At 71.6% G+C, this 24306-nt stretch carries 19 protein-coding genes and 1 tRNA gene; 3 read left to right on the top strand and 17 right to left on the bottom strand.

Annotated elements, in window-relative coordinates:
* Positions 1-9 precede the first annotated feature (9 nt).
* Together IM778_RS16820 and IM778_RS16815 are read right to left on the bottom strand one after the other, a co-directional pair.
* Positions 10-1992 carry a DapH/DapD/GlmU-related protein gene (locus tag IM778_RS16820; RefSeq protein ID WP_194409947.1) on the bottom strand — a complete coding sequence of 661 codons (1983 nt, stop codon included), beginning with the start codon at positions 1990-1992 and terminating at the stop codon, positions 10-12.
* A tRNA-Gly gene (locus IM778_RS16815) sits at positions 1992-2065 on the bottom strand. The genes IM778_RS16820 and IM778_RS16815 overlap by 1 nt, the downstream gene beginning before the upstream one ends.
* A gap of 80 nt (positions 2066-2145) precedes the next feature.
* Here IM778_RS16815 and dcd point away from each other — a divergent pair.
* Positions 2146-2751, top strand: coding sequence for a dCTP deaminase (gene dcd, locus IM778_RS16810; RefSeq protein ID WP_194409946.1), 606 nt, complete (start codon positions 2146-2148; stop codon positions 2749-2751).
* A gap of 195 nt (positions 2752-2946) precedes the next feature.
* Entirely contained in the window at positions 2947-6996 is a 4050-nt protein-coding gene (locus tag IM778_RS16805; protein ID WP_194409945.1) for a metallophosphoesterase, read from the top strand.
* A 32-nt stretch (positions 6997-7028) separates the two neighbouring features.
* Here the strand turns inward: IM778_RS16805 and IM778_RS16800 are convergent, their stop codons facing one another.
* The 13 genes from IM778_RS16800 to IM778_RS16740 all read right to left on the bottom strand — a co-directional run bounded on the left by IM778_RS16800 (position 7029) and on the right by IM778_RS16740 (position 20749).
* The gene (locus IM778_RS16800) at positions 7029-7844 is read right to left on the bottom strand and encodes a hypothetical protein (protein WP_194409944.1); all 816 of its coding nucleotides are present in this window, start codon (positions 7842-7844) and stop codon (positions 7029-7031) included.
* Positions 7845-7925: 81 nt separating this feature from the next.
* Positions 7926-8948 (bottom strand): M14 family zinc carboxypeptidase, encoded by a 1023-nt coding sequence (locus tag IM778_RS16795; RefSeq protein WP_228484627.1) that lies wholly within the window; start codon positions 8946-8948, stop codon positions 7926-7928.
* Positions 8949-9259: 311 nt separating this feature from the next.
* The gene (locus tag IM778_RS16790) at positions 9260-10240 is read right to left on the bottom strand and encodes an NAD(P)/FAD-dependent oxidoreductase (protein WP_194409943.1); all 981 of its coding nucleotides are present in this window, start codon (positions 10238-10240) and stop codon (positions 9260-9262) included.
* Entirely contained in the window at positions 10233-10583 is a 351-nt protein-coding gene (gene fdxA / locus IM778_RS16785; RefSeq protein WP_194409942.1) for a ferredoxin, read from the bottom strand. The genes IM778_RS16790 and fdxA overlap by 8 nt, the downstream gene beginning before the upstream one ends.
* Positions 10580-11998 carry an FAD-dependent oxidoreductase gene (locus IM778_RS16780; protein WP_194409941.1) on the bottom strand — a complete coding sequence of 473 codons (1419 nt, stop codon included), beginning with the start codon at positions 11996-11998 and terminating at the stop codon, positions 10580-10582. Before IM778_RS16780 ends, fdxA begins: the two co-directional genes overlap by 4 nt.
* Positions 11995-12945, bottom strand: coding sequence for a uroporphyrinogen-III C-methyltransferase (gene cobA / locus IM778_RS16775; protein ID WP_228484626.1), 951 nt, complete (start codon positions 12943-12945; stop codon positions 11995-11997). The genes IM778_RS16780 and cobA overlap by 4 nt, the downstream gene beginning before the upstream one ends.
* Positions 12942-13862 carry an ABC transporter permease gene (locus IM778_RS16770; protein ID WP_194409940.1) on the bottom strand — a complete coding sequence of 307 codons (921 nt, stop codon included), beginning with the start codon at positions 13860-13862 and terminating at the stop codon, positions 12942-12944. Before IM778_RS16770 ends, cobA begins: the two co-directional genes overlap by 4 nt.
* On the bottom strand, positions 13852-14709 hold the full coding sequence (locus IM778_RS16765; protein WP_228484625.1) for an ABC transporter ATP-binding protein: 858 nt from the start codon (positions 14707-14709) through the stop codon (positions 13852-13854). Before IM778_RS16765 ends, IM778_RS16770 begins: the two co-directional genes overlap by 11 nt.
* A gap of 1 nt (position 14710) precedes the next feature.
* Positions 14711-15775, bottom strand: a complete 1065-nt coding sequence (locus tag IM778_RS16760; protein WP_194409939.1) for an ABC transporter substrate-binding protein — start codon at positions 15773-15775, stop codon at positions 14711-14713.
* A 60-nt stretch (positions 15776-15835) separates the two neighbouring features.
* A complete protein-coding gene (locus tag IM778_RS16755; RefSeq protein WP_194409938.1) occupies positions 15836-17269 on the bottom strand; it encodes a sulfate adenylyltransferase subunit 1 in 1434 nt (477 codons plus the stop codon).
* Positions 17269-18186 carry a sulfate adenylyltransferase subunit CysD gene (gene cysD, locus IM778_RS16750; protein ID WP_194411944.1) on the bottom strand — a complete coding sequence of 306 codons (918 nt, stop codon included), beginning with the start codon at positions 18184-18186 and terminating at the stop codon, positions 17269-17271. The genes IM778_RS16755 and cysD overlap by 1 nt, the downstream gene beginning before the upstream one ends.
* Positions 18187-18275: 89 nt before the next feature.
* Positions 18276-19019: a phosphoadenylyl-sulfate reductase gene (locus IM778_RS16745; RefSeq protein ID WP_194409937.1), complete on the bottom strand. Its 744-nt coding sequence runs from the start codon at positions 19017-19019 to the stop codon at positions 18276-18278.
* Positions 19016-20749, bottom strand: a complete 1734-nt coding sequence (locus IM778_RS16740; RefSeq protein ID WP_194409936.1) for a nitrite/sulfite reductase — start codon at positions 20747-20749, stop codon at positions 19016-19018. The genes IM778_RS16745 and IM778_RS16740 overlap by 4 nt, the downstream gene beginning before the upstream one ends.
* 331 nt (positions 20750-21080) lie before the next feature.
* On the opposite strand from IM778_RS16740, the gene IM778_RS16735 reads away from it, so the two are divergent.
* Positions 21081-21644 carry a hypothetical protein gene (locus tag IM778_RS16735; RefSeq protein WP_194409935.1) on the top strand — a complete coding sequence of 188 codons (564 nt, stop codon included), beginning with the start codon at positions 21081-21083 and terminating at the stop codon, positions 21642-21644.
* Positions 21645-21658: 14 nt separating this feature from the next.
* Here the strand turns inward: IM778_RS16735 and IM778_RS16730 are convergent, their stop codons facing one another.
* Together IM778_RS16730 and IM778_RS16725 are read right to left on the bottom strand one after the other, a co-directional pair.
* On the bottom strand, positions 21659-22591 hold the full coding sequence (locus IM778_RS16730) for an FKBP-type peptidyl-prolyl cis-trans isomerase (protein ID WP_194409934.1): 933 nt from the start codon (positions 22589-22591) through the stop codon (positions 21659-21661).
* A 53-nt stretch (positions 22592-22644) separates the two neighbouring features.
* The gene (locus IM778_RS16725) at positions 22645-24228 is read right to left on the bottom strand and encodes a M23 family metallopeptidase (RefSeq protein ID WP_194409933.1); all 1584 of its coding nucleotides are present in this window, start codon (positions 24226-24228) and stop codon (positions 22645-22647) included.
* Positions 24229-24306 lie beyond the last annotated feature (78 nt).

Genomic DNA, 24306 nt, shown 5'->3' with positions numbered 1-24306 from the left:
GCGCGTGACCTATCGCAGCCCGGCCGCCGGCTCGGGCCGGTGCACGCCGCGGGGCCGATACCCGAGCGCGTGTGAGATGCCGACGAGGTCGGCGAGGTACCAGACGATCGCGAGCCACATCTCGGTGCCCTGCAGCCCGGGCTCGGCCTCGGCGGTGCCGTGGGCGGCGGGGCTGGGCTCGCGGAAGGACAGGCCCGCGCCGGGCACCCAGATCGCCAGCGCGTCCGACAGCAGGTCCGTGGCGAGCGCCCGCACCTCGTCGCCCCGATACCCGGTGCCGCGCGTGAGCCACAGTGGGTGCACGATGTCGAGCACGTTGCACGCGTCGCGCACGCCGGGTGCGAACCAGCGCGGATCGCGCGCATGGCGCAGCACCGTGTCGATCACGCGTTCGGGATACGGCAGCGGCACGCCGAACTGCGCGAACGTGCCGCGCGACGCCCGGTAGAAGCCGTTGACGACCGGGAGCAGCCCGCGGTCGGCCGTCGGCGCGCCCCACATGCCGGTCTGCGGATCGGCGCGCGTGAGCAGCCAGCCGAACAGGGCCTCTTCCACACCCGCGGGAATCGGATGCCTCGCCCGCCGTGTCCACAGCAGCGCGGTGCCGAACCCGTCGATGTGGTGCCCGGCGTTCCAGGCGTCGGTGGTCCACGGCAGGCTTTCGCAGAACGCGACCACCCGTTCGGGCGTCGCGGCGGTCACCCAGGTGAGAGGAGCCTCGAACGCCGACCCGAGCAGATCCAGCGCGTACCCGGTGCTCAGCACGTGGTACGCGACATCGTCGTGGGCGAACCCGAGGCCCGCCACCTGGCGGCCGTCGTCCCCCAGCGGTGCGACGACTCCGGTGGTGGCATCCTGCCAGTCCTGAAGACGGCGGACCTGCGCGTCGGCCGGGAGCTGCGGCGGCGCGGCGCCGAGCAGCAGGTCGGCGATCTCGATCGCGTCGCACTGGGCTCGCACGGTCGCAGCGGTACCGGGCCGGTCGACGAAGAGCCCCAGGTCGTCGCGCCATGCGCGCTGCAGGAGAACGGATGCTTCGGCCCGTGCGCGATCGGCGAACTCGGCGACGCGCCGCGCGAGGCCGGCGGAGTGGCCGGCCGCCGGGTCGGCGGTGACGTCGGGGGAGTGGTTGCTGGTGAGGTCGGCGGTGAGGTCGACGCTGGGGAGTGCGGCGGGATCTGAAACGAGACCCGCTGTCGCACCCGTGTCGGGCCCTTCGCCCGTCACGCCCCCGTCACGCTCTCCGTCCGTCGCGCGCGACGCGGTGGCCGCGAGCCGCTGCGCCGCGATGTCGGTCGGGCGCCAGGCCGCGGCATCCGTCTCGCCCTCCCTCGCCTCGGCGGGCTGCGCGGTCCCTCCCGACTCGTCGTCGGTGCCGCGGGCCGCCGCCTCGGCCGCTGCGCGAGGCTCGACGCCGGTGTCTTCGGGAGCGACGCGCCAGCGGATGAACTTCGCGGGGTTGCCGCCGACGATCGCGCCGTCGGGGACGTCCTTGGTGACGACCGCGCTCGCCGCGAGCACCGAGTGCGACCCGACGCGCACGCCGTCGAGGATCACGACGTGGGAGCCGATCCAGACGTCGTCGCCGATGACGATGCCCTTCGAGGTGAGGGGCTGGCGGAAGACGGGCTCGCCGGGCTCCATCGAGTGGTTGAAGCCGAGGATCGACGTGTGCGCCCCGATGCGCACCCCGTCGCCCATCGTGACGGTGCCGCGGATCACGGCGTACGGGTTGATGCTGCAGTCGGCGCCCGCGATCAGCTCGCCGGTGAGGTAGGCGCCCGCGGCCACGTACGTGCGGTCGCCGAGGCGCAGCACCTCGTTGTCGACCGACGCGAGTTCCGACACGAAGCACTCCGTGCCGAGCCGGTGACCGGGCCGGCCCGCGACGATCGAGCGCTGCCACGCGAGCTGCCCCTCGCGGGCGTCGGCATCGGCTTCGCGCCAAAAGTCCCACGGCGAGAACTCGTGGGCGGCGACGGAACGTGACATGGAGGGGCTGACGGGAATCGAACCCGCGCTGTCTGCTTGGGAAGCAGAAGTTCTGCCATTGAACTACAGCCCCGGAGCCCGGCGAACCAGGCTCGCAGGCACCTGTTACGGCGCCCGGCCAGCATAACAGCACCGCCCCGCTAGGCTGGCCCCGTGCTGCTGAGTGACCGCGACATCCGGCTCGAGATCGACGCGGGGCGCATCGGCCTCGACCCGTGGGAACCCGCGATGGTGCAGCCCTCGAGCGTCGACGTCCGCCTCGACCGCTACTTCCGGCTGTTCGACAACCACAAGTACCCGTTCATCGACCCGGCCGAGGACCAGCCCGACCTGACGCGCCTCATCGAGGTCGACCCGAGCGAGCCGTTCATCCTGCACCCGGGCGAGTTCGCGCTCGGCTCGACGTTCGAGCAGATCACGCTCCCCGACGACGTCGCGGCCCGGCTCGAGGGCAAGTCCTCGCTGGGTCGCCTGGGTCTGCTCACGCACTCGACGGCGGGCTTCATCGACCCCGGATTCTCGGGCCACGTCACGCTCGAGCTGTCGAACGTCGCGACGCTGCCGATCAAGCTGTGGCCCGGCATGAAGATCGGCCAGCTCTGCTTCTTCCGGCTGTCGTCGCCGACCGAGAACCCGTACGGCTCCGGTCCGTACGGCAACCGGTATCAGGGTCAGCGCGGGCCCACGGCCTCGCGTTCATTCCAGGGCTTCCACCGCACCGACGTGGGGGCGACGGATGCCGGGAGCCGCGGCGCCTGACGACGTCGATGCACGTCGAGCCCGTGGGCCGGCCCTCCCCGGCAACGCGCCCGCACGAGCCGTTCACGTCCGGACGCCGGAACGTCGCCGTCTGCTCCCTCGGCGTTCACTCGGCAACGCGACAGTGAGGCGCGGACGCGCCCATCCCCCAGTTCGGCGCGCCCTCATCGAAGACGAGGAAGGACGCGACCCCAGATGCGGCCGATCAGCAGGCGCCCCCACGACCGACCGAGCGGTGAACCCACGACCTGGACGGGAAGGACCGCGCTCGCGGCGGCGGCGGTCGCCGGTGCCCTGGTGCTGTCGGCGATGACCACGCCCGCGGCATCCGCCGCCCCCGGCGGAGGAAAGGAGCCCACGCCTCCGCCCGCCGCACCCGCCCTGGCTCCCGCCGACGGCGCGTACCTCGAGGGGCAGGTGACCATCGCGGCCGACGCCACCACCGCGGGCGACCCGGTGTCGAGCCTCACGATCGACGATCAGCCGATCGGCGCCACCCCGACGCCTGGTGTCTCGCACCTCACCTTCGACATCGGCAGCAACTCCGCCGCGGTCGGCTACCGCAACTGGATCGTCGTCAACGGTCACCGCATCGACCAGGACCGCACCTGGGTCTCGGAGCGCGTCGCGCTGCCGGTGCCCAACGACTGGCTCGTCACGGGCGAGAACATCGTCGAGATCTTCGCGGGCACCTCCGAGACGGCGTGCGGCGTGAACTATGACGACTTCGTGCTCAGCGACGTCGGGCTCGAGCTGCTCGGCGAGATCGCCGACGGCGAGGAGAACCCCTTCACGTTCTCGTTCGGCGACGGCGACTGCGGAACGCAGCCCGGCGACATCGTGCACGCCGAGCTCTCGTTCTTCGTACTCGGCGACCCGCTCGCCTCGCAGGGTCTCGCCGCGGACGTCGACACCTCGACGCTCGCCAACGGCGCGCACCGGATCGTCGCGACCACCGCGGCGGGCGGCACCGTCGCCCACACGGTGACGGTGAACAACGCCCCCGTCGGCGCGCCGGCGCTGACGCCCGAGGATGGCACGCTCGTCCGCGGCACGCAGACGGTCACCGCCGCGCAGTCGGCGACGGGCGCGGGCGGTGTCGCATCGCTCACGATCGACGGCGCCGAGCCGGTCGCGGTCGAGAGCCTCGGCGCCGGGTCGTCGACGTTCAGCTTCGACGTCGGATCGAACTCGATCGAGCACCGGTACCAGAACCACCTCCTCGTCAACGGCCACAAGGTCGACATCCTCGGCGACTGGGTCAGCCAGCGCGTGGAGGTGCCGGTGCCCAACCGCTACCTGGTCGCCGGCGACAACGTCATCGAGATCGTCGCGGGCGACATCAGTTCGAGCTGCGGCGCGAACCTCGACGACTTCGTCATCTCGAACCTCGCACTGAGCGTGAGCACGGGCACGGCCGCGGGTGTGTCGGTCGCCCCGAGCTACTCGATGGGCGACGGCAGCTGCGGCTCGTCGAGCACCGCCCTGCCGAAGGCCGAGACGCGCTGGACGGTCGACGCACCGTCGGTCGCGGTGCTGCCCACCCTCGGGTCGGGCGAGGCGACGCTGAGCTTCACGGTCGGCTCCAACTCGATCGACTCGTCCTTCGCGAACCTGCTCTTCATCAACGGGATCCGCTACGTCCTCGGCGGCGACTTCGTGAACGAGCGCGTGAACGTCGTCGTCCCCAACGAGTGGCTGCTGCCCGGCTGGAACACGGTCGACGTCGTCACGGGCACGACGGCGACCGGCTGCAACCGCGACGACTTCACGATCTCGGATGTCGCGCTCACGCCGGCGTCCGGCTCGGCGACACCGCAGCGGGCGAAGACGTCCTACGCCCTGGGCGACGGCACATGCGGCTCCAACATCAACCTGTTCCGTGAGGTCGACCTCCACTTCCTGGTGACGGATGCGACAGCCCAGGGTCTGCGCACGGAGCTCGACACCACCTCGGTCGCAGACGGCGCGCACGTGCTGGCCGCGGCGTCCACCACCGGCGAGATCGCCACCCGGACGCTCCTGACCGACAACTCGGCGCCCGCCGTGACGGCGAGCACGCCCGCCGCCGGGGCGACGATCTCGTCGGCCGTGGCGCTCGACGTGCAGCTCGACGACGCGACGGGTCTCATGGGCACGCCCGAGCTCACGCTCGACGGGCAGCCGATCTCGCTGGGGGCCCCGGTCGGTCCCGGTCTCGGCGCCGGCGAGCACACGATCGCGGTGACCGCCGCGGACGCCCTCGGCAATTCGGCGACGCGCGAGATCGTGTTCGCCTCGGCGGGCATCCCCGACACCCCGACCGCCCTCGCCCCGGCGGGAGGGACGACGGATGTCGCGGGCACCGTGACGCTCGAGGCGACGGTCTCGGAGCCCGACGGCGGAGCGGTGGCGGCGGAGTTCCAGCAGGCGGAGATCCTGACCCCCAATCAGGGGTGGCAGGGCTCCGCGGTCGAGGTGCCGACGACGCTGTCCGTGGCGGGCGAGCGCAAGGTGGGCAGCACGAAGGCGCTCGCACCCGGTGACGGCGTCACACTCGATTCCCCCGCGAGCCGTGAGGTCTCGTTCCAGCGCTTCGACGTGCAGGTCAAGGGCCAGGTCGGCGACCCGGTGCTGCGCTGGGAGGGCGTCATCGACCCGACGCGGGTCGTCTCGCTGCGGGCCTGGAACACCGAGACCTCGACATGGGATGTGCTGGCGAGCTCGCGCGGCGCGCTCGAGGGCGACACCGAGCTCATCGCGATCGTCGACGAGCGCTATCTCGACGGGCAGCAGGTGCATGTGATGATCACGGGCGAGGATCCCTTCGCCGACGAGATCCACCCCGGCACCGAAGGCTTCGCCGACCCGTCGTCGTACGACTTCTCGATCGCGCACTTCACCGACACGCAGTACCTGTCGGAGGGAGCGGTCGAGCAGGAGACGGCGGCCGAGCGGGCCATCTGGGAGAAGGCCTACGGTGACACGACCCGCTGGATCGCGGCGAACGCCCGGGAACGCAAGATCAAGTACGTCGCGCACACCGGCGACATCATCGAGAACAACATCCGCACGCCCGCGGACGACGCGATGATGCAGCAGGTGATCGGCGAGTTCGAGGTGTCGTCGCGGCAGCAGCGCATCCTGGACGAGGCGGGCGTGCCGAACCAGGTGATCGCCGGCAACCACGACAACCGGTCGGGCACCGAGGACGGCCCCGGTGCGATGTACAACCAGTACTTCGGACCCGACCGCTACGCGGCCGCCGCCGGCCAGTGGGTCGACGCCGAGTACGGCGGCCCGTGGCGTGAGGGCGACAACCAGAACAACTACACGCTGTTCTCGGCGGGCGGCATCGACTTCGTGTCGGTCGGTCTCTCGTACGGCGTCACCCGCGAGGAGGCCGCCTGGGCGGACTCCATCTTCAAGCGGTACCCGGAGCGCAACGGCATCCTGCTGTCGCACGACTATCTCGCCGCGGGCACGCAGCGCGACGGCCGTGACGCGGCGTTCGCCGCTCCCGACGGGTCGATGCTGTTCAAGACCGTCGTGGCCGAGAACCCCAACGTGTTCCTGATCCTCGCCGGCCATGTGCACGGCGTGGGCACGAACGTGAAGCCCGAGGTCGGGGAGGTCGCCCACGGCGTGGTCGAGCTGCTCGCCGACTACCAGGCCTACACGATCACGGCCGAGGAGCTGGGGCTCACCGAGATCGGCGGGTACGCTCCGACCGACCGGCTGCGGTTCGGCGCGAGCTACCTGCGCCTGCTGCAGTTCGACGTGGACCGCGGCGAGATGATCGTCGACACCTACTCGCCGTTCCTCGACGACTTCGGCGCCGGAGAATACGACCCGGCACTGCGGTACGACCCCGAGGCCGACAACATGGTGCTGCCGGTCGATCTCACCTCGCGCACGACGAGCTTCCGCACGGACTCGCTGGCGCTGTACAACCCGATCGCCGTGATCGGCAAGTCGACGGTGCCGTCGGGCGGCGTCGCGTCGGTCGAGTGGCAGAAGCTCAAGCGGGGCACCGCGTACGCGTGGCTCGTCATCGCCCACTCCGAGGGCGGCGGACGCACCGCGTCGCAGCCGAGCGTGTTCGTCACCAGCGGCGCGAAGCCGGGCACGGTCACGCCCGAGCTCGAGCCGTACACGACGCCGTCCCCGACGCCCGCGCCCACTCCGAGCACACCGGAGCCTACGGCGCCGGCGACCGAGACGCCGATCGCGCCCGAGCCGACCGAGACCCCTTCCGGGGAGTGATCTCGATCGGCTGATCCGGGGCGCTCCGCGTTTCAGGGCGTCGCGCCCGGGACGGGGGCGGCCGCGTACACCCGCACCTGTGACCCGTCGAGCACGAACTGCAGAGCGGTGCCCGGCTCGAATCGCTCGCGCAGGCCGGCGGGCGCCTGCTCGGTGACGAGGATCGCCGCGGTCGCGGGGAAGGTCCCCGCGCTGCATCCCGCGCCCATCATGCCGTTGGAGGGGGCACGCAGCACGTACAGGCAGTTGCTGACCGTGCCCTCGGGCCCCATCTGCTGCGGAACGCGCACCGGTGTCAGGCCGTGGAAGTCCTGGAAGGTCGCCCCGCCCTCCGGCGGCGGGCTGAAGAAGCCCTCCGGCCACGAGCCGTCGGGATCCTCCGCGAGCACGGCGACCTGACCCGACCACACCGCCTGCATCGACACGGACGCGGCCGCGCCGAGCAGCGCCGCCGCGACCAGCGATGCCGCCCAGAGCACCGGCATCCGTCGCCGCCACCAGGGCGGGGTCTCGGGACGCGTCGTGCCCTCGGCGGGGGATGCGGCGTCGCCGTCGGGTGCGGCCGGCGCCTCGGCCGCCGCGGCCTCGCCGGCGTCGGCAGCCGGCGCGAGTGGCGACGCATCCGCGGCTCCGGGCGCGTCGCCCGCCGAGGATTCGTCCTCCGGTGCGGTCCCCGCTGGGGCGACGAGCTGTGGTGCAGCCGCCTCGTCGTCGAGACGCTCGCGCTCCTCGAGCTCACGCAGACGCTGCATCGCCACAGGATCGTCCTGGATGTCGGCATCCGGCCCGTACGCGCGCTCGCGCAGTTCGCGCAGCTCGGCGCCCGGGTCATCGGCGATCGCAGACATCGAGGCCCATCTTGCCCCATCCGCGAACTGCCGAGGCCGCCCGGGCGGACCCGGGCGGCCTCGGACTCTCGGTCGTGCGCGTCAGTCCGCCGGAAGGAAGATCCGCTCGGGGATCTCCTCGTAGGCCTCGGGGTCGAGCGACTCGATCGATCCGTCGGCCACGGCCGTGATGAGGCCCTTGAGGCCGATCTCGACCTGCTTGGTGAGGAATCCGTTGCGCTTCTGCCCGTCGGACTGCGTGTTGCTCGACGTCTCGAACAGAACGGTCGCGCTCCCGCGCAGTGCGAACGAGCCCAGCGCCGTGCCCGGCAGGTTCGTGTTCTGCGGGTACAGCGTGAGGTCGCCGAAGGCGGATTGGCCGTGGCCCTGCAGGGCGTCGTAGACGGCGACGTTGGCGCGCCGGGAGGCGTCGTAGTCGAAGTTCGGCCAGTCCCCGAACTCGGTCGGGTCCGCGATGAACCGCGCCGAGATCGACAGCGGAGACATGTCGCCGGTGCCCTCCTGTGCGTAGCACGGCCACTGGTTGTGGAGGTCGACGAAGTAGTCGACCACGCCGAACTCGCTCTCCAGGCCCGCGTAGACGTCGCGCAGGGTCTGGGCTTCGGGCGTGATGTACCAGCCGGTGTCGGCGCTGTTGCCGGGGAAGTCCTGCGGCTGCGGGACGTAGTCGAGATCCGGGTTGAAGTCGCGGTTCACGTCGAAGCCGGGAACGGCGGGCTGGTAGTTCCATGCCGGGTCCACACCGGCGAGCTGCGGGAAGTCCTCGACGACGTCGTCCCAGCTCATGTGGTTCTGCCGCGTGTCGCGCTCGCCGCCGTCGACATTGAGGCGCGGGATCGCCACGATCGTGACGTTGTCGCGGATCTGCTGAGCCGCACGCGTGCCGGCGCCGAACTCGCGCAGCAGCGACAGGAGGGCCTCCGTGCCGTGGTTCTCGTTGCCGTGGATCTGCGACTGCACCAGCACGACGGTGTCGCCGGTGCCGACGCGCGCCTGGTAGATCTCGCGGCCCTCGTTGCTGTAGCCCGCGACCGAGACGTCGACGACTCCACCGGTCGTGTGCTCGATCTGCTGGAGCTGCCTGGTGAGCTGGTCATGGCTCACGAATCCCGCACGGTTGCCCGCGGACTCGGTGCCGCAGTGGGAGTTGACGGGAATCGCCTGAGCGGCGGGTGCGGCGACGATGCCCGCGGTTGCGACCAGGACGGCACTCGTGAGGGGTGGCGACGGTGACTCTTCTTCTGCGCACGATCTCTCCAGTTCTGCATGTTCTCGTTCCTTGCATGCCGATGCATGAAGGCCTCGAGTACATGCCAGCGCAGGGAGGTCGACCGAGGGAAGCGGTTGCCGAACCTTCTCACCGAAGGCTCATCTGCGGGATCGGTCCGCCCAGCCGCTCATCGAGAGGCGGGGACTCAATGCGCGGTGCGGACTCCGACGGCGTCGTGCACGATGACGGCCGCGGCGCGCGCGCCCTGGCCCGCCGCCACGATCAGCTGCTGCGGGCCCGGGGACGCGGCATCCCCCGCGGCGTATACGCCGGGCACCGACGTGCGTCCCGAGCGATCGGTCACGAGGTTGCCGAACCGGTCGCGCTCGAGGTCGAGCCCGGCCGCGAAGTCGAGCGCGGGGTGCCACTGCGGTCGCACGAACCCGCCGTCGACGGCGACGCGCTCCCCGTCGGCGAGACGCACCGCCGACACGGCGCCCCGCTCGCCCTCGAGGTCGTCGATGACGCGGCGCTCGACCACGATCCCGGATGCCGCGAGCTCGGCCTCCTCGACCGTGTCGAGCGCGTCCGTCCCGTTCGTGAAGACCGTGAGCCGGTCGGTCCAGCGCGCGATCAGGCGTGCGCGGGCGGCGAGGTCGGGCGTCTCGCCGATGAGCGCGAGGGAACGGTCCTGCAGCTCCCACGCGTCGCACGCGGCGCAACTGAAGATCGTCATGCCGTAGTAGGCGCGCAGGCTCGGGATGCCCGGCAGCGTCTCGCGCAGCCCGGTCGCGATGAGCACCGACCGCGCGGCGACGGCAGGAGGGATGCCGGCGCCGCGGCCCTGCAACGCCACGACGAAGCGCATGCCGTCCGAGGAATCGATCGGGAGCAGCCCCGACACGGCCGTGCGATCGAAGAGTCGGACGTTCGAGTAGGCGGCGAGTTCGGCCCGGGCGAGCTTGCGCAGCTCGAGCGGAGGGATCCCGTCCCGCGTGAGGAAGCCATGCGAGCGCAGCGTCGCGGCGTTGCGGGGGCGTCCGGCGTCGACCACCACGACGGACGCTCGCGCACGACCCAGATTGAGCGCCGCCGAGAGCCCTGCAGGGCCGCCGCCGACGATCACGACGTCGACCTCGGTCCCCGGCGCCTCCACGGCTTCGCCGACGTATGCCGTATCAGTCATGCTCATCTCCCTGCGGCGGGAGCGCGGCGATGATCGGGTGGTCCATGTGGATCACGCCGACCTTGGCGGCGCCGCCGGGCGAGCCGATCGCTTGGATCGAGCCCGTCGATATCTCGAAGAAGTCGACGTTGGCCTTGTAGTAGTCCTGCCACTCGTCGGGCAGGTCGTCCTCGTAGTAGATCGCCTCGACGGGGCAGACCGGTTCGCATGCTCCGCAGTCGACGCACTCGTCCGGGTGGATGTACAGCGACCGCTCGCCCTCGTAGATGCAGTCCACCGGGCACTCGTCGATGCAGGCGCGGTCCTTGACGTCCACGCAGGGAAGGGCGATCACGTACGTCATAGGACGAGTGCTCCTGAGCGCGAGACGGCCACCTGCTCGTCGCGGGGAACGACCTTGACGCGCTCGCGCGTGTGGACGTGGTTCGCGCCCAGCTCACGCTCGTGCGCGTCGAGCGCCAGCCAGCCGTCCCACGTCGTGTACGCGACCTCGCGCTCGTCGAGCAGGTCGAGGACGTCGCCCTCGACGACCGGAGCAGACAGCGCGCCGGCCTGGGCGTCGGCCACGAGGTGCGCGACGGTCTCCATCGCGTCGGACTTGGTGTGCCCGATGAGACCGACGGGTCCGCGCTTGATCCAGCCCGTGGCATAGAGCCCGGCGATGACCGGCGCGTCGACGTCGCCGGTGGTCGCGGCATCCGTCACCCGTCCTTCGACGTTCGAGACGACACCCGCGCGGGCGTCGAAGGGCGCGTCGATCACGGGCGTGCCGTAGTAGCCGACCGCCCGGTACACCTGCTGCACCGCGATCTCGCGGAACTCGCCGGTGCCGCGCACGCGGCCGTCGCCGTCCGGCTCCGTGCGCTCGAAGCGCAGGCCCTCGACCTTGCCGTCGCCGAGCACCTCGACGGGCGAGTGGTAGAAGTGCAGGTGCAGGCGGCGGCTCGCGCCCGTGGACTCGCGCGTGCGCCAGCTCTCGAGGATGCGGAGCATGACCTTGAGCTGGTTGTTCGCCGGGGTGTGGCCTTCGAGGTAGGCGAAGTCCTCGTCGTGCACGACGATGTCGACGTTCGGCACCTCGCCCAGCTCGCGCAGCTCGATGGGGGTGAACTTGATGTCGCCCGGGCCGCGGCGGCCGAACACGTGCACGTCGGTGACGGCCGAGGACTCGAGGCCCGCGAGCACGTTGTCGGGGATCTCGGTCGGGCGCAGGTCGACAGCGTGCTTGGCCAGCACGCGCGCGACGTCGAGGGCGACGTTGCCGTTGCCGATGACCGCGACCTCCTTCTGGTCGAGCGGCCACTCGGTGGGCACGTCGGGGTGCCCGTCGTACCATGCGACGAAGTCGGCCGCGCCGTACGAGCCGGGCAGGTCGATGCCGGGGATGTCGAGCGCCGCGTCGCGGATGGCGCCGGTCGCCAGGATCACCGCGTCGTAGCGCTCGTGCAGCTCGTCGAGCGAGATGTCGCGGCCGACCTCGACGTTGCCGATGAAGCGCGTGTCGCGACGGTGCTCGACGACGGAGGAACGATCGAGCATCTCGTGCAGCGAGTTGACGATGCCCTTGATGCGCGGGTGGTCCGGAGCGACGCCGTAGCGGATAAGGCCGTACGGAGCGGGGAGCGACTCGAACAGGTCGATCGCCACCGACCCGCCGGCGTCCCGCACCGTGTGGGTGAGGATGTTGCCGGCGTAGATGCCGGCGGGGCCGGCTCCGACGATCGCGACGCGGAGGTTCTGGAGGTTCGACGAGGTCACTGGGCGGGGGCCTTTCGCGTGCGCTCGGGGGCGAGCGGGTCGTACAGGGAGGGATGCCACGCATCCTGGTCGTCGAGGAGCGACGAGGGAGCGTACTGAAGCGCGGCGGGCGCATACGGGCTGAGCCGCACGACGTCGCCGACGACCACGACGGCGGGGGAGCGGATGCCGCGTTCCGCCGCCTGATGGGCGATCGTGGCGAGCGTGCCCACCGTGACGCGCTGGCGTGCGCCGTAGCCGTCCTCGACGACGGCGACAGGGCAGTCCGCTCCGCGCTCGCCGCGGGCGAGGATGATCGCGGAGTGCGCGAGCGTGCCGACGCCCATGAGCAGCACCACTGTGTGGTCGCGGCCGCCGCCGAGGTCGCGGATCTGGTCGTGGCCGGTCGCGACGGTGAAGGCGGTGGCGACACCGCGATGCGTGAGCGGGATGCCGGCGATCGCGGGAACCGAGATGGCGCTGGTGATGCCGGGCACGACCTCGACCGAGATGCCGGCGTCCTGGCACGCGGCGAGCTCTTCGCCGCCGCGCCCGAACACGTACGGATCGCCGCCCTTGAGCCGGACGACGGCCTTGCCGTCCTGTGCGAGCTGCACGAGCAGTGCGTTGATCGCGTCTTGCGGCACCGCGTGGTGGCCGGGGCGCTTGCCGACGTCGACGACCTCGGCGCGGAGGTGCACGCCGTCGGCCGCGAGTCCGTCGAGCACGGCGCGCGCGCCGAGCCGGTCGGCGACGATGACGTCGGCGGCCTCCAGAGCGCGCAGCCCCTTCACCGTGAGGAGCCCGGCGTCGCCCGGGCCGGCGCCGACGAGCCACACCTTGCCGGCGGCCGGGGGCGTTTCGTCTCGCTCGTTCCTCGCTCGCTCAACGACCGGGATGAGGTCTTCGGTCGTTGAGCGAGCGAAGCGAGGCGAAACGCCTCGAGACTCGAGTCCGGCGTCGGTCATCGCGCACCTCCGGTGATGAGGAGCCCCCGGCGCTTCAGCATCCGTCGCTCGAGAGGGCCGAAGAAGACGAGCTCGATCAGGATGCCGATCGCGAGGATGAGGATGATCGTGCCGAGCACCCCGGCGAGATCGGCGAGCTCGCGCGACTGCTGCAGCATCGAGCCCAGGCCGAAGCCGATGGAGCCGCCGGTCGCGATGATCTCGGCCGCCATCAGCGAGCGCCACGAGAACGCCCAGCCCTGCTTGATCCCGGCGAGGTAGCCGGGCAGCGCGGCGGGGAGGATCACCGAGGTCGCCAGCTGCCAGCGCGACGCGCCCAGGACGGTGCCGACCCGTCGCAGCTGCGGGGGCACCTGGTCGATGCCGGCGATGAGGCCGTTGACGATGGAGGGGATCGCCCCCATGAGGATCACGAAGTAGACCGTCGCGTCCGAGAGGCCGAACCAGATGATGGCGGCAGGCACCCAGGCCACGGACGGCAGCACCTGCAGGCCGGAGATGATCGGGCCGACGGCGCGCCGGATCGGGCGCACCTCGGCCAGCAGGAGACCGATGGGCGTGCCGACGACGATCGCGATCAGGAAGCCGACGACGCCGCGTTCGAGGCTCGTCGTGACGGCCTCCTGCAGGCGTCCGGTGTCCCACGCCAGGCCGAGCGCGTTCCACACGTCGAGCGGGCTGGGCACCTTGTCGGGTCGAGGGTCGGCGATCACGACGTACAGCTGCCACGCGACGATCAGCAGGACGAGGAAGACGATCGGCGGCACGACGCTCGCCGCGAACCGGCGCCAGCGGCCCGCCTCGCGGTCGGTCGTTGTCTGGAGCCGGTCGAGCCCGGCCTCGAGCGAGCGGAGGTCGTCGGTGTGTACGGATGCCGCGGCATCCGTCCTGTCGATGGTGGAGGCGTCACGCGGCATTGCGGCGGATCTCCTTCCGCAGCTGGTCGGTGATCTCGACCGAGAGCGCAGCGACCTCGGGCGACTCGATGCGGCGCCCGGTGGTCTTGGCGATGGTCCACTCCTGCACGATGCGGCCGGGGCGGCTGCCCATCAGCACGACCCGCTGGCCGAGCCGCGCCGCTTCGCGCACGTTGTGCGTGACGAACACGATGGTTCGGCCGGTCGCGCGCCACACGCGCTCGAGCTCCTCGTGGAGGAGGTCCCGCGTGATGGCGTCGAGGGCGGCGAACGGCTCGTCCATCAGCAGCACCGGGCGGTCCTGCGCGAGCGCGCGGGCCAGGGCCACGCGCTGGCGCATGCCGCCCGAGAGCTCGTGCGGGCGCTTCTCGGCGGCATCCGCGAGGTTCACGGTGTCCAGAAGCGCGATCGCCTTCTCGCGGCGCTCGCGACGTGCGACCCCGCGCAGCCGCAGCGCCAGCTCCACGTTGCGGCGTGCGGTGAGCCACGGCATGAGCGCGGCCTCCTGGAACATGACGGCCGAACCCGCGGGCGGGGTATCGATGCGCCCGGACGTCGGCCGGTCGAGCCCCGCGATGAGGTTGAGGAGCGTCGACTTGCCGCAGCCCGAAGCGCCGAGGAGGCACACGAACTCGCCGGGGGCGATGTCGAGCGAGACGTCATCGAGCACGACAGGGCCGGTGCCGAACCGCTTCGAGACGCCGTCGATGCGCACCGCCGGCGCGGGTGCGGTCGCGGGCGCGCGCACCGGCGCGACGCCGTCGAAGCTCGGGCCGAGCGGTGTGGACGCCCCCGCGCCCGGCGTCGCCTGAGCGGCACCGGACGCGGGAGCGGGAGCGGAGTTCATGTCAGTCCTCACCGAGTCCTGCCGCCGACACGGTGTCGGCGCCCGCGGCCTCGAGCAGCTCGTTCAGCAGACGCAGGTCGAACAGGCCCTCGATCGAGCCCTCCTTCTGCGTGCCGGCCGCGATGCCGTCCTCGACGAGCACCTCGAACGTGTCGGCGTGCGGGTCGACCGAGAACGTGACGTGCTCGAGCGCGCGCGTGATGACCTCGTCGGCGAGCGGCTTGCCGGTCTCGGCCTGGATCGCCCCGTTGATCACGGTGGGCGCGTCGGCGGGGTTGTCGGCGATCCACTGCACGGCGGCGGCGTGGCCCTCGAGCAGGCCGGCGACCACGTCGGGGTGCTGGTCCAGGAACTCCTTGCGCACCAGCAGCACCGTGGTCGGGAACTCGCCGTCGTCCCACAGATCGGCCTCGTCGACCAGCACGTGCGCACCGGCGTCGACGATCAACCGCGACACCCATGGCTCGGGAAGCCACGCGCCGTCGAGCGCGCCGTCCTGGAACAGCGTCAGCGTCTGGGCGTTCTCGGTCGGCGTGATCTGCACGTCACCGCCGCCCGAGGTGTCGGTCTCGTACCCCTCGCCGGCGAGCCAGGTGCGCAGCGCGACGTCCTGCGTGTTGCCGAGCTGGGGAGTGGCGAGCGTCGTGCCCTCGAGGTCGTCGACATCATCGATCCCGTCGCGCACGACGAGTGCGGCACCGCCCGTGGCGGCTCCGGCCACGATGCGCGCGGACTCGCCCCGCGACTGGATGAAGGTGTTGATCGACGGATTCGGGCCGATGTAGGTCGCGTCGATCGCGCCCGCCGAGAGCGCTTCGATCGCGGCGGGTCCGGCGTTGAACACCTGGGTCGTGACCTCGATGTCGCCGAGGGAGTCCTCGAAGAGGCCCTCCTGCACCCCGACCAGAGCCGGCGCATGCGTGACGTTGGCGAAGTATCCGAGTCGCAGCTCACTCACCGAGTCGCCCGTCTGACCTGGATCAGCCGAGGCGGCGGCACAGCCGGTCATCATCGCGGCCACGAGTCCCAGGGTGGTGATCGTCGTCGCAGTGCGGATGTTGTTCACGGTGTCGCCTCCTTCGTTCGGCTGATGCAGGGATGGGTGGAGCGGGTGCGAACCGGCGGATCAGTCGCGCACGATGCCGGCGGCGAGTGTCGCACCGTCGGACGGGTGGATCACGAGGAACGAGCCCCCGTGGCGGCTGGTGCGGTACGGCTCGAGCGGCAGGTCGGCCGCCAGGCGCACGCGCACGCGGCCGATGTCGTTGGTCTCGAGCGTCTGCGCCGGCACATGGGTCAGCTCGTCGAGGTCGTAGCGCGATTCGATCTGGGCGACGATCGCCTGCACGGTCGCGGTGCCGTGCTTGACGAGCACACGGATGCCGGGGGTCAGCGTCCGCGTGTCGAGCTGGAACAGCTCGGCCTCGAACTCGCGCCGGGCGGCAGGGAGCGAGCCGGCCGCGACCACGACGGCGCCGCGGGCGGTGTCGACGTCGTCGGCGAGCTCGAGCGACACCGACTCCGGGGCGGTCGCCTCGTCCACCTCGACGCCGGCGGAGCGGATGCCGGTGACCGTGGTGGCGATGCCGGACGGGAAGATCTCGACCGGGTCGCCGACGCGCACCGCGCCGCTCGAGATCCGGCCGGCGACCGCGCGGTAGTCGCGCAGGCGCTCGGCCTCCGCCGCGTCGGCGGCGACCTCGGGCGCGAGGCCGCCCTGCGGGCGGAGCACGAGCTGCACCGGCAGGCGCAGCGGCTCCCGGTCGTCGGGCTCCGCGGATGCATCCTGTCCAGACGCGGCCTCGGACTGATCCGCGCCGGGGAGCGTCTCGAGCAGCTCGAGCAGCGCCGGACCGTCGTACCACGGGGTCCGCTCCGACAGCTCGACGATGTTGTCGCCCTCGAGCGCCGACACCGGCAGCACGTGCAGGTCGTCGATGCCGAGCTCGGTCGCGACGACAGCGGCATCGCGGGCGACGCCGGCGAAGGCATCCGCCGAGAAGCCGACGAGGTCGATCTTGTTGACCGCGAGGATCACGTGGGGCACGCGCAGCAGCGCGACGACGGCGAGGTGGCGCCGCGTCTGCTCGACGACGCCCTTGCGTGCGTCCACGAGGACGACCACCGCATCGGCTGTCGTCGCACCGGTGACCATGTTGCGCGTGTACTGCACGTGGCCGGGGCAGTCGGCGAGGATGAACGACCGCGAGCCCGTGGAGAAGTAGCGGTAGGCGACGTCGATCGTGATGCCCTGCTCGCGCTCGGCGCGCAGGCCGTCGGTCAGCAGCGCGAAGTCGAACTCGCCGTGCGCGAAGCCGCGGTCGGCCGACGTGCGCGCGACCTGCTCGAGCTGGTCGGCGAGGATCGCCTTGGAGTCGTGCAGCAGGCGGCCGACGAGCGTCGACTTGCCGTCGTCGACCGATCCTGCCGTCGCGAAGCGGAAGAGGGTCGGCGTCTGCGGTTCGTCTCGTCGCTGCGCTCCGCGCTCAACGACCGTGTCGGCATCGGTCGTTGAGCGCCCGAAGCGAGACGAAACGCCCTGCGTGGTGAGAGCGGTCATCAGAAGTACCCCTCCTTCTTGCGGTCTTCCATCGCGGCCTCGCTGAGGCGGTCGTCGGCGCGGGTCGCGCCTCGCTCGGTGAGGGTGGAGACGGCGACCTCGGCGACGATCGCGGCGAGGGACGAGGCATCCGATTCCACCGCTCCGGTGCAGCTCATGTCGCCCACCGTGCGATAGCGGACGGTGCGCACCTCGACGGTCTCGCTCTCGCGCGGCGGCGAGAACGGGCCGACGGGGCGCCACATGCCGTCGCGCGAGTAGACCTCGCGCTCGTGCGCGAAGTAGAGCGGCGGCAGGGCGATGCCCTCGCGCTCGATGTAGCGCCACACGTCCAGCTCGGTCCAGTTCGAGATCGGGAACGCGCGCACGTGCTGGCCGGGCGTATGGCGGCCGTTGTACAGGCTCCACAGCTCGGGCCGCTGGTTGCGCGGATCCCACTGGCCGAACTCGTCGCGCAGCGAGATGATGCGCTCCTTGGCGCGCGCCTTGTCCTCGTCGCGGCGCGCGCCGCCGAAGACGGCGTCGTGGCGGCCCGCGGCGATCGCGTCGAGGAGGGGGACGGTCTGCAGCGGATTGCGCGTGCCGTCGGCCCGCTCGTGGAGGCGGCCGTCGTCGATGTAGTCCTGCACGCGTGCGACCTCGAGACGGATGCCGAGCCGCGCGACGGTCTCGTCGCGGAAGGCCAGCACCTCGGGAAAGTTGTGACCGGTGTCGACGTGCAGCACCGGGAACGGCACCTTGCTGGGCGCGAACGCCTTGGTCGCCAGGTGTAGCACGACCACGGAGTCCTTGCCGCCGGAGAACAGCAGCACCGGGCGCTCGAACTCGGCGACGACCTCGCGGATCACGTGGATCGCCTCGGCCTCGAGCACGTCGAGGGTGGAGAGGGGGGAAGGGCGTTTCCCAGAACAGGTGATCTCGCGGACGCAGGAGGATTCCTCGCGGATCGTCCTGCCTTCGCCAGATGTCCTGATTTCAGAGACGGAGGTCTCGGTGAGTGTCTCGGTCATACGTGGAGTCCGCATTCCGTCTTCGAGAGGCCGGCCCAGCGGCCGGATCGGGGATCTTCACCGGGAGCGACGGGCTTCGTGCACGGTTCGCAGCCGATCGAGGGGTAGCCGTTCGAGACGAGGAGGTTGACCGGCACCTGGTGCGCGCCCGCATAGTCGAGCAGGTCGTCGAAGGTCCACGCGGCGACCGGGTTGACCTTGACGAGGCCGTTGCGCTCGTCCCACGTCACCAGCGGCGTGTTCGCGCGGGTCGGCGCCTCCTCGCGGCGCACGCCGGTGAACCACACCTCGTACCCGCCCAGCGCGTCCTGGAGCGGCGCGACCTTGCGGCGCGCGCAGCACAGCGCCGGGTCGCGCTCGAAGAGCTTCGCGCCGAACTCGGCGTCCTGCTCGGCGACGGTCTGCTCGGGCAGCACGTCGACGATCCGCACGTCGAGTACGCGTCCGACCTCGTCGCGCGTGAAGCGGGTCTCGGCGAAGTGGTAGCCGGTGTCGAGGAACAGCACATCGACGCCCGGCAGCTGCTCGGCGACGAGGTGGGGGAGCGCGGCGTCGGCCATCGAGCAGGCGACGGCCGCGGCATCCGTCCCGAAATTGCGGGCGACCCACGCGACCACGTCGGCGGGGGATGCCTCGTCCGCGGCGAGGCTGCGCAGTTCGCGCTCGCCCTGCTCGGCGAGCGCCTTGAGCTCTTCGCGCGAGCGCTTGGCGGTGAGGCGCGGTGCGAACGACACGGTCACTGGAGGGCCTCCTCGTCGGCGCGGTGGGCCCACTGGGCGAACGTCTCGTCGGCAGCGGCGTCGCGCTCGTCCAGGAACCGGCGCACGACGCGGTCGACGTAGTCGGCGATGCCGTCGGCGGCGACCTTGAGACCGCGCACGGTGCGGCCGAGGCCCGGCTCGTCGCGGTCCTGCGAGGCGAGTCCGCCGCCGAGGTGCACCTGGTAGCCGGGGACCTGCTCGCCGTCGATCATGACGAGCTGACCCTTGAGCCCGATGTCGGCGGTCTGGATGCGGGCGCACGAGTTGGGGCATCCGTTGACGTGGAGCGAGATCGGATGCGGGAGGTCGAAGCCCTTCAGCCGCTCCTCGAGGTCGAGCACGGCGGCGGTGGCGTTGACCTTGGTCTCGACGATCGCGAGCTTGCAGAACTCGATGCCGGTGCACGCGATCGTGCCGCGGCGCAGCAGGCTCGGCCGCGCCTGCAGCCCGAGGGCGTCGAGGTCGGCGATGAGCGGCTCGACGCTCTCTTCCGGCACGTCGAGGATCACGAGCTTCTGGTGCGGCGTCGTGCGCAGGCGCGTCGAGCCGTGGGCCTCGATGACGTCGGCGAGCTTCGTGAGGATGGGGCCCGACACGCGGCCGACGATCGGCGTGACGCCGATGTAGAAGCGGCCGTCCTTCTGGCGGTGCACACCGACGTGATCGCCGTGCGTCTTGGGCTTCGCGGGTGCCGGGCCGTCGGGCAGGGCGGCGCCGAGGTACTCGTCCTGCAGCACCTGCCGGAACTTCTCGACGCCCCACTCCGCGAGCAGGAACTTCAGGCGGGCCTTGTTGCGCAGGCGCCGGTAGCCGTAGTCCCGGAAGATCTGGGCGACGCCGTGCCAGGCATCCGCCACCTGATCCGGCCGGACGAAGACGCCCAGGCGCTCGCCGAGACGCGGGGTGGTCGAAAGCGCGCCGCCCACCCACAGGTCGTAGCCGACACCGAGCTCGGGGTGCTCGACGGCGACGAAGGCGACGTCGTTGATCTCGTGCACGACGTCTTGGCTGGGGTGACCGGTGATGGCGGACTTGAACTTGCGGGGCAGGTTCGCCAGCGACTCGTCGCCGATGAAGCGCTCGGTGATCTCGTCGATCTGCGGTGTCGGGTCGATGAGCTCGTCGGCCGCGATGCCGGCGACGGGCGAGCCCAGGATGACGCGCGGCACGTCGCCGCAGGCCTCGGTCGTCTGCAGGCCCACGCCCTCGAGCCGGCGCCAGATCTCGGGCACGTCCTCGACGCGGATCCAGTGCAGCTGGATGTTCTGGCGGTCGGTGATGTCGGCCGTGTCGCGCCCGAACTCGGTCGAGATGCCCGCGATGACGCGCAGCTGCTCGGTGGTCAGCTGTCCGCCGTCGATGCGCACGCGGAGCATGAAGTACTCGTCCTCGAGCTCTTCGGGGCTCAGCGTCGCGGTGCGGCCGCCGTCGATGCCGGGCTTGCGCTGCGTGTACAGGCCCCACCAGCGGAAGCGTCCGTGCAGGTCGGTCGGGTCGATGCTGGCGAAGCCGCCCTGGGCGTAGGTGGACTCGATGCGCTCGCGCACGTCGAGCCCGCCGCCCTCCTGCTTCCACTCCTCGTTGCCGTTGAGCGGCGCGGTGCCGTCGATCTTCCACTGGCCGTTGGGCTTGGACGACGGCCGGGGAGGGCGAACGGCAGCGCGCGGCCGCTCAGGGCTGCTGAGCGCTTCGGTCTCGCTGATGGTCACGGTGCCTCCGGGGGACTCCCGAGCGGGGCTCGGGCGGACTCCATCGAGTCCATTCCGTGAGGCTAGAAGCGCGTGCGGCCAGGGCCTATCCGGATGTCAAGCGGCGTTAACCGACGTAACCGTGCGTCACACAGTTGCGCCGGTGAGGATCGCGGCCCCGATCCGGCGGCGGGGAGCCGCGAGGGCCCGTCACCGTCCTGTCATCGAATGGTCAGCGCTAGAACGTGTCGGACGCGCCGCGCGTTCATCCACGCGCCGGATGGTCTGTCGTGGCGGCGGGGCCGCCGCCATATTGGGGAATGGCGCCGTGCGGCGCGGAAAGAGAAGCGTCGTGACTGACGTCGTCGCGATCGAGGGGCCGGGGTTCGGGCGCCCGCGCATCACCTTCACAGTGTTCCGGTCGATGGACGACCCGATGCTGCGCTCGTGGGTGCGGTTCCGCTCGCCGCTGGTGGGCTCATCGGCGCCCGACGAGCCGCATGCACCGGGCCGCGGAGACGATCCGCCGTGGCGCGGGCGGCCGGCCGAGGCCGCCGAGCCGGGGTTCTGGCGGCTACTGGCCTCGAACAACCGCGAGGTGGGGCGGAGCTACCTGCTGTACCGCAGCTTCGAGCACGCCCGTGCGCACGTGCAGCAGGTGCAGGCCGAGCCCGACGCGCTCGCGGTGGCGTTCGTGTCAGGCCCGCACAACGGTGCGCGCGGATGGGTCGTGACGTTCCAGGGCACGCCGGTCATGACGTGCGCCCGGTGGTACGACTCCACGTCGGCGCGCGCCGCGGCGGCGGCCGGAGCGCTCTCGGCGCTGCCCGCCGCCCACGTGGCGGACGGGCCGGATCGCAGCGGACCGTCCGGGCGCTTCCTCCGGCGCGCCGAGCAGGGCGCCGGCATCGCCTGACGCGCCCCGCGGGTCTAGGCGGCGGGCAGGACGGCGAGCAGGTCGGCGACGAAGACGATCGTCTCGCCGGTGAGGTCCTCGTCGTTGATCTCGCCCTCGCCGTACGCCTGGCCGGGGGGAATGGCCACGAGCACCTGCGAGCCGATCGTCTGACCCTCGAGGGCCTGCCGGTAGCCGGGGATGATGTCGGTCGTGACCAACGCGGTCGGAGACCCGTTGCTCCAGCTGGAATCGATCGTTTCGCCATTCGACCAGCGCACGCCGAGGTACTGCACCATCACGGTGTCTCCGGGTGCGACGACGGCGCCGTCACCCTTCTTCAGCAACGCCACCTTCGTCTCGGTCGGCGGGTCCCCGGCAGGCATGGTGATGGTCGGAGCTCCCGTGTCGGAGAGCTCGACCGTCGGCATTCCCTCGACGGGCTTCTGATCGACGCCGGTCGCGCGGCCGACCCGAGAGCTCAGCACGTCGAGCACCCACACGCTCGCGGCTTCCTGATCAGTCGCGGGCACCGCGACGACCAGACGCGAGCCGACCGTGGCGCAGCCCACGAAGGGTCCGATCGCGGCTGCGGGGATCGGCAGTCCGGGCGCCCCGTCGTATCCCTGCGAGCTCACCAGCTCGCCGCTGGTGGCGTCGAACACCGTCGCGGCGTAGTCGACGAGGCTCGCGCCGTCGAGCTTCTCGCCGTCGCCTTCGACGACAACGCTGCGCTCGGTCGCCGAGATGATCAGCGGGTCGGCGAAGGTGACGGATGCCGGTGCCCCGACCTCGCCGTCGACCACGATGCCGTCCGACACCGTGCCCGACGGGGCCGCCATCGCGCAGAGGTCGACGGTGGGCGCGACCTCGGTCTCGGTCGTCTCGTCGCCGGTCGCGGCACACCCGGCGACGAGCACCGTGGTGACGGCGGCGGCTGACAGGGCGGCGAGGACTCGGGAGCGCACGCGGAACCTCCGGGTAGGGCGGTGAGCGGGGACGAAGGGGGAATCGGCGCGGCTCATCCGACCGAATAGAGGACGGTGCCGTCGCCGTCGAGCACGACCGCGTCGATCGCCCCGGGGACCTGCAGGTCGTACGCGAAGCGGGTCCACACGCGGTCCGTCACGCGGGTCACGCCGAGCACGCCGTCCTCGGCGGTCAGCGCGAGGGGCCAGCCGCCGCCCTCGTAGGCGGCGGTCAGCGGTCCGGTCGCCGACAGGCCGGTGGACTGGGCGTCCCACGCGACGTCGCCCCGCGTGATCCGGATCACCTCGCCGTCGATCGCCGTCATGGCCTCGGGCGCGGGGCCGTCGACGTACACGGCGTCCACCTGGGCTCCGACCTCGAGCCGCGTGTCCGAGACGTTCCACAGCCCGCCCTCGGCGGGAGTGAGGTGGTAGAGGTAGCCGGACTGCTGCAGCATCGCGTGCAGCCGGTTCCCCGGCAGGGCGACCGCGCTCACCGTGCCCGAGAAATCGTGGCCGGTCCAGGTCTTGGTCCAGCCGGTGGCGTCGCGCACGATGTGGAGCAGCTTTCCGTCCTCCACGGCGAACAGCTCAGGAGACCCGGTCCCGGTGTCGGCGCCCGAGATGCTCGTCGCGTCGAGCGCGAGGCCCGTGGGCGTCTTCGTCCACTCGCCGTCGACGACGGCGATCTGGTTCAGCATCCCTCCTTCGCTCACCATCACGGTGGCGGTCCGGGCACCCATGTCGATCGCGGTGAAGACGTCCGAGCCGACGCTGATCCCCGTCGAGATCGAGGCGTACCCGCCGTCGCCCTTCTCCCGGATCTCGTAGAGCAGCCGGGAGTCGGTCGCCGGCGCGGTCTCCGCTGCGGCAGGGTCCGCCGGATCGGCGGTCCCCGCCCCGGTCAGGAACGCGATCGGATCGACGTGCTGTCCGTCCTTGGTCACCTCGAAGTGCAGGTGGCGCTCGACCCGGTGGAGATCTCCGCGCTGGCTGCCGCCCATGTATCCGATGAGCTGGCCCGCTTGGACGCGCTCGCCGAGCTCGACGACCGGCGCCGATGCGAAGTGGGCGTACCGGGTCGCGTATCCGTCGGCGTGCGCGATCTGCACCTGATTGCCGAAGCCGTGGCGATCGCGCCGGCTGGTGCGCCACGTGCCGTCGACGACGATGCCGTCGGCGACGGCGAAGATCGGCTGACGGACGCCGCCCTGGGCGTCGATCCCCATGTGCCGGCGCACGACGCGACCCTGCCCGTCCGTGCGGGGATCGAGGAACCGCGTGCCGGGCAGGTCGTTGTAGATCCAGGGATTGGTGGGGTAGACCCGTCCGAAGGCGGCGGGCGCGGCAGCGGGGAACGGCCCGACGGGAGCGAGCGGCCCGGCGCCGCCCGGCGCGGGCGACGGGACGTAGGGGATCCAGGGGCCGGGAGCGGATCCGGGCGAGGACGGCGTCGGCGCCGGTCGTGGGGGGACGGATGCCGAAGGCTGCTGGCGCGGCTCGGTCGGGCCGGGCTCGGTCGGTCCCGGAGTCGGTGTCGGCTCGACGGGCGTCGGGTCGGACGGGGTGGGCGCCGGGTCGGTCGGGGTGGAGTCGCCCGGTGCCGGGTCGGCGGGAGGTGTGGCATCAGCGGTCACGACGCGCGTGTACGCTGTCGCGGCGGAAGGGATGCCGGCACCCACGAGGCCGGCCGACACGGTCATCGTGCAGACCAG

This window comes from Microbacterium cremeum, assembly GCF_015277855.1.
GTDB classification, from domain to species: Bacteria; Actinomycetota; Actinomycetes; order Actinomycetales; family Microbacteriaceae; genus Microbacterium; species Microbacterium cremeum.
This window is presented reverse-complemented; position numbering and strand designations above follow the sequence as displayed.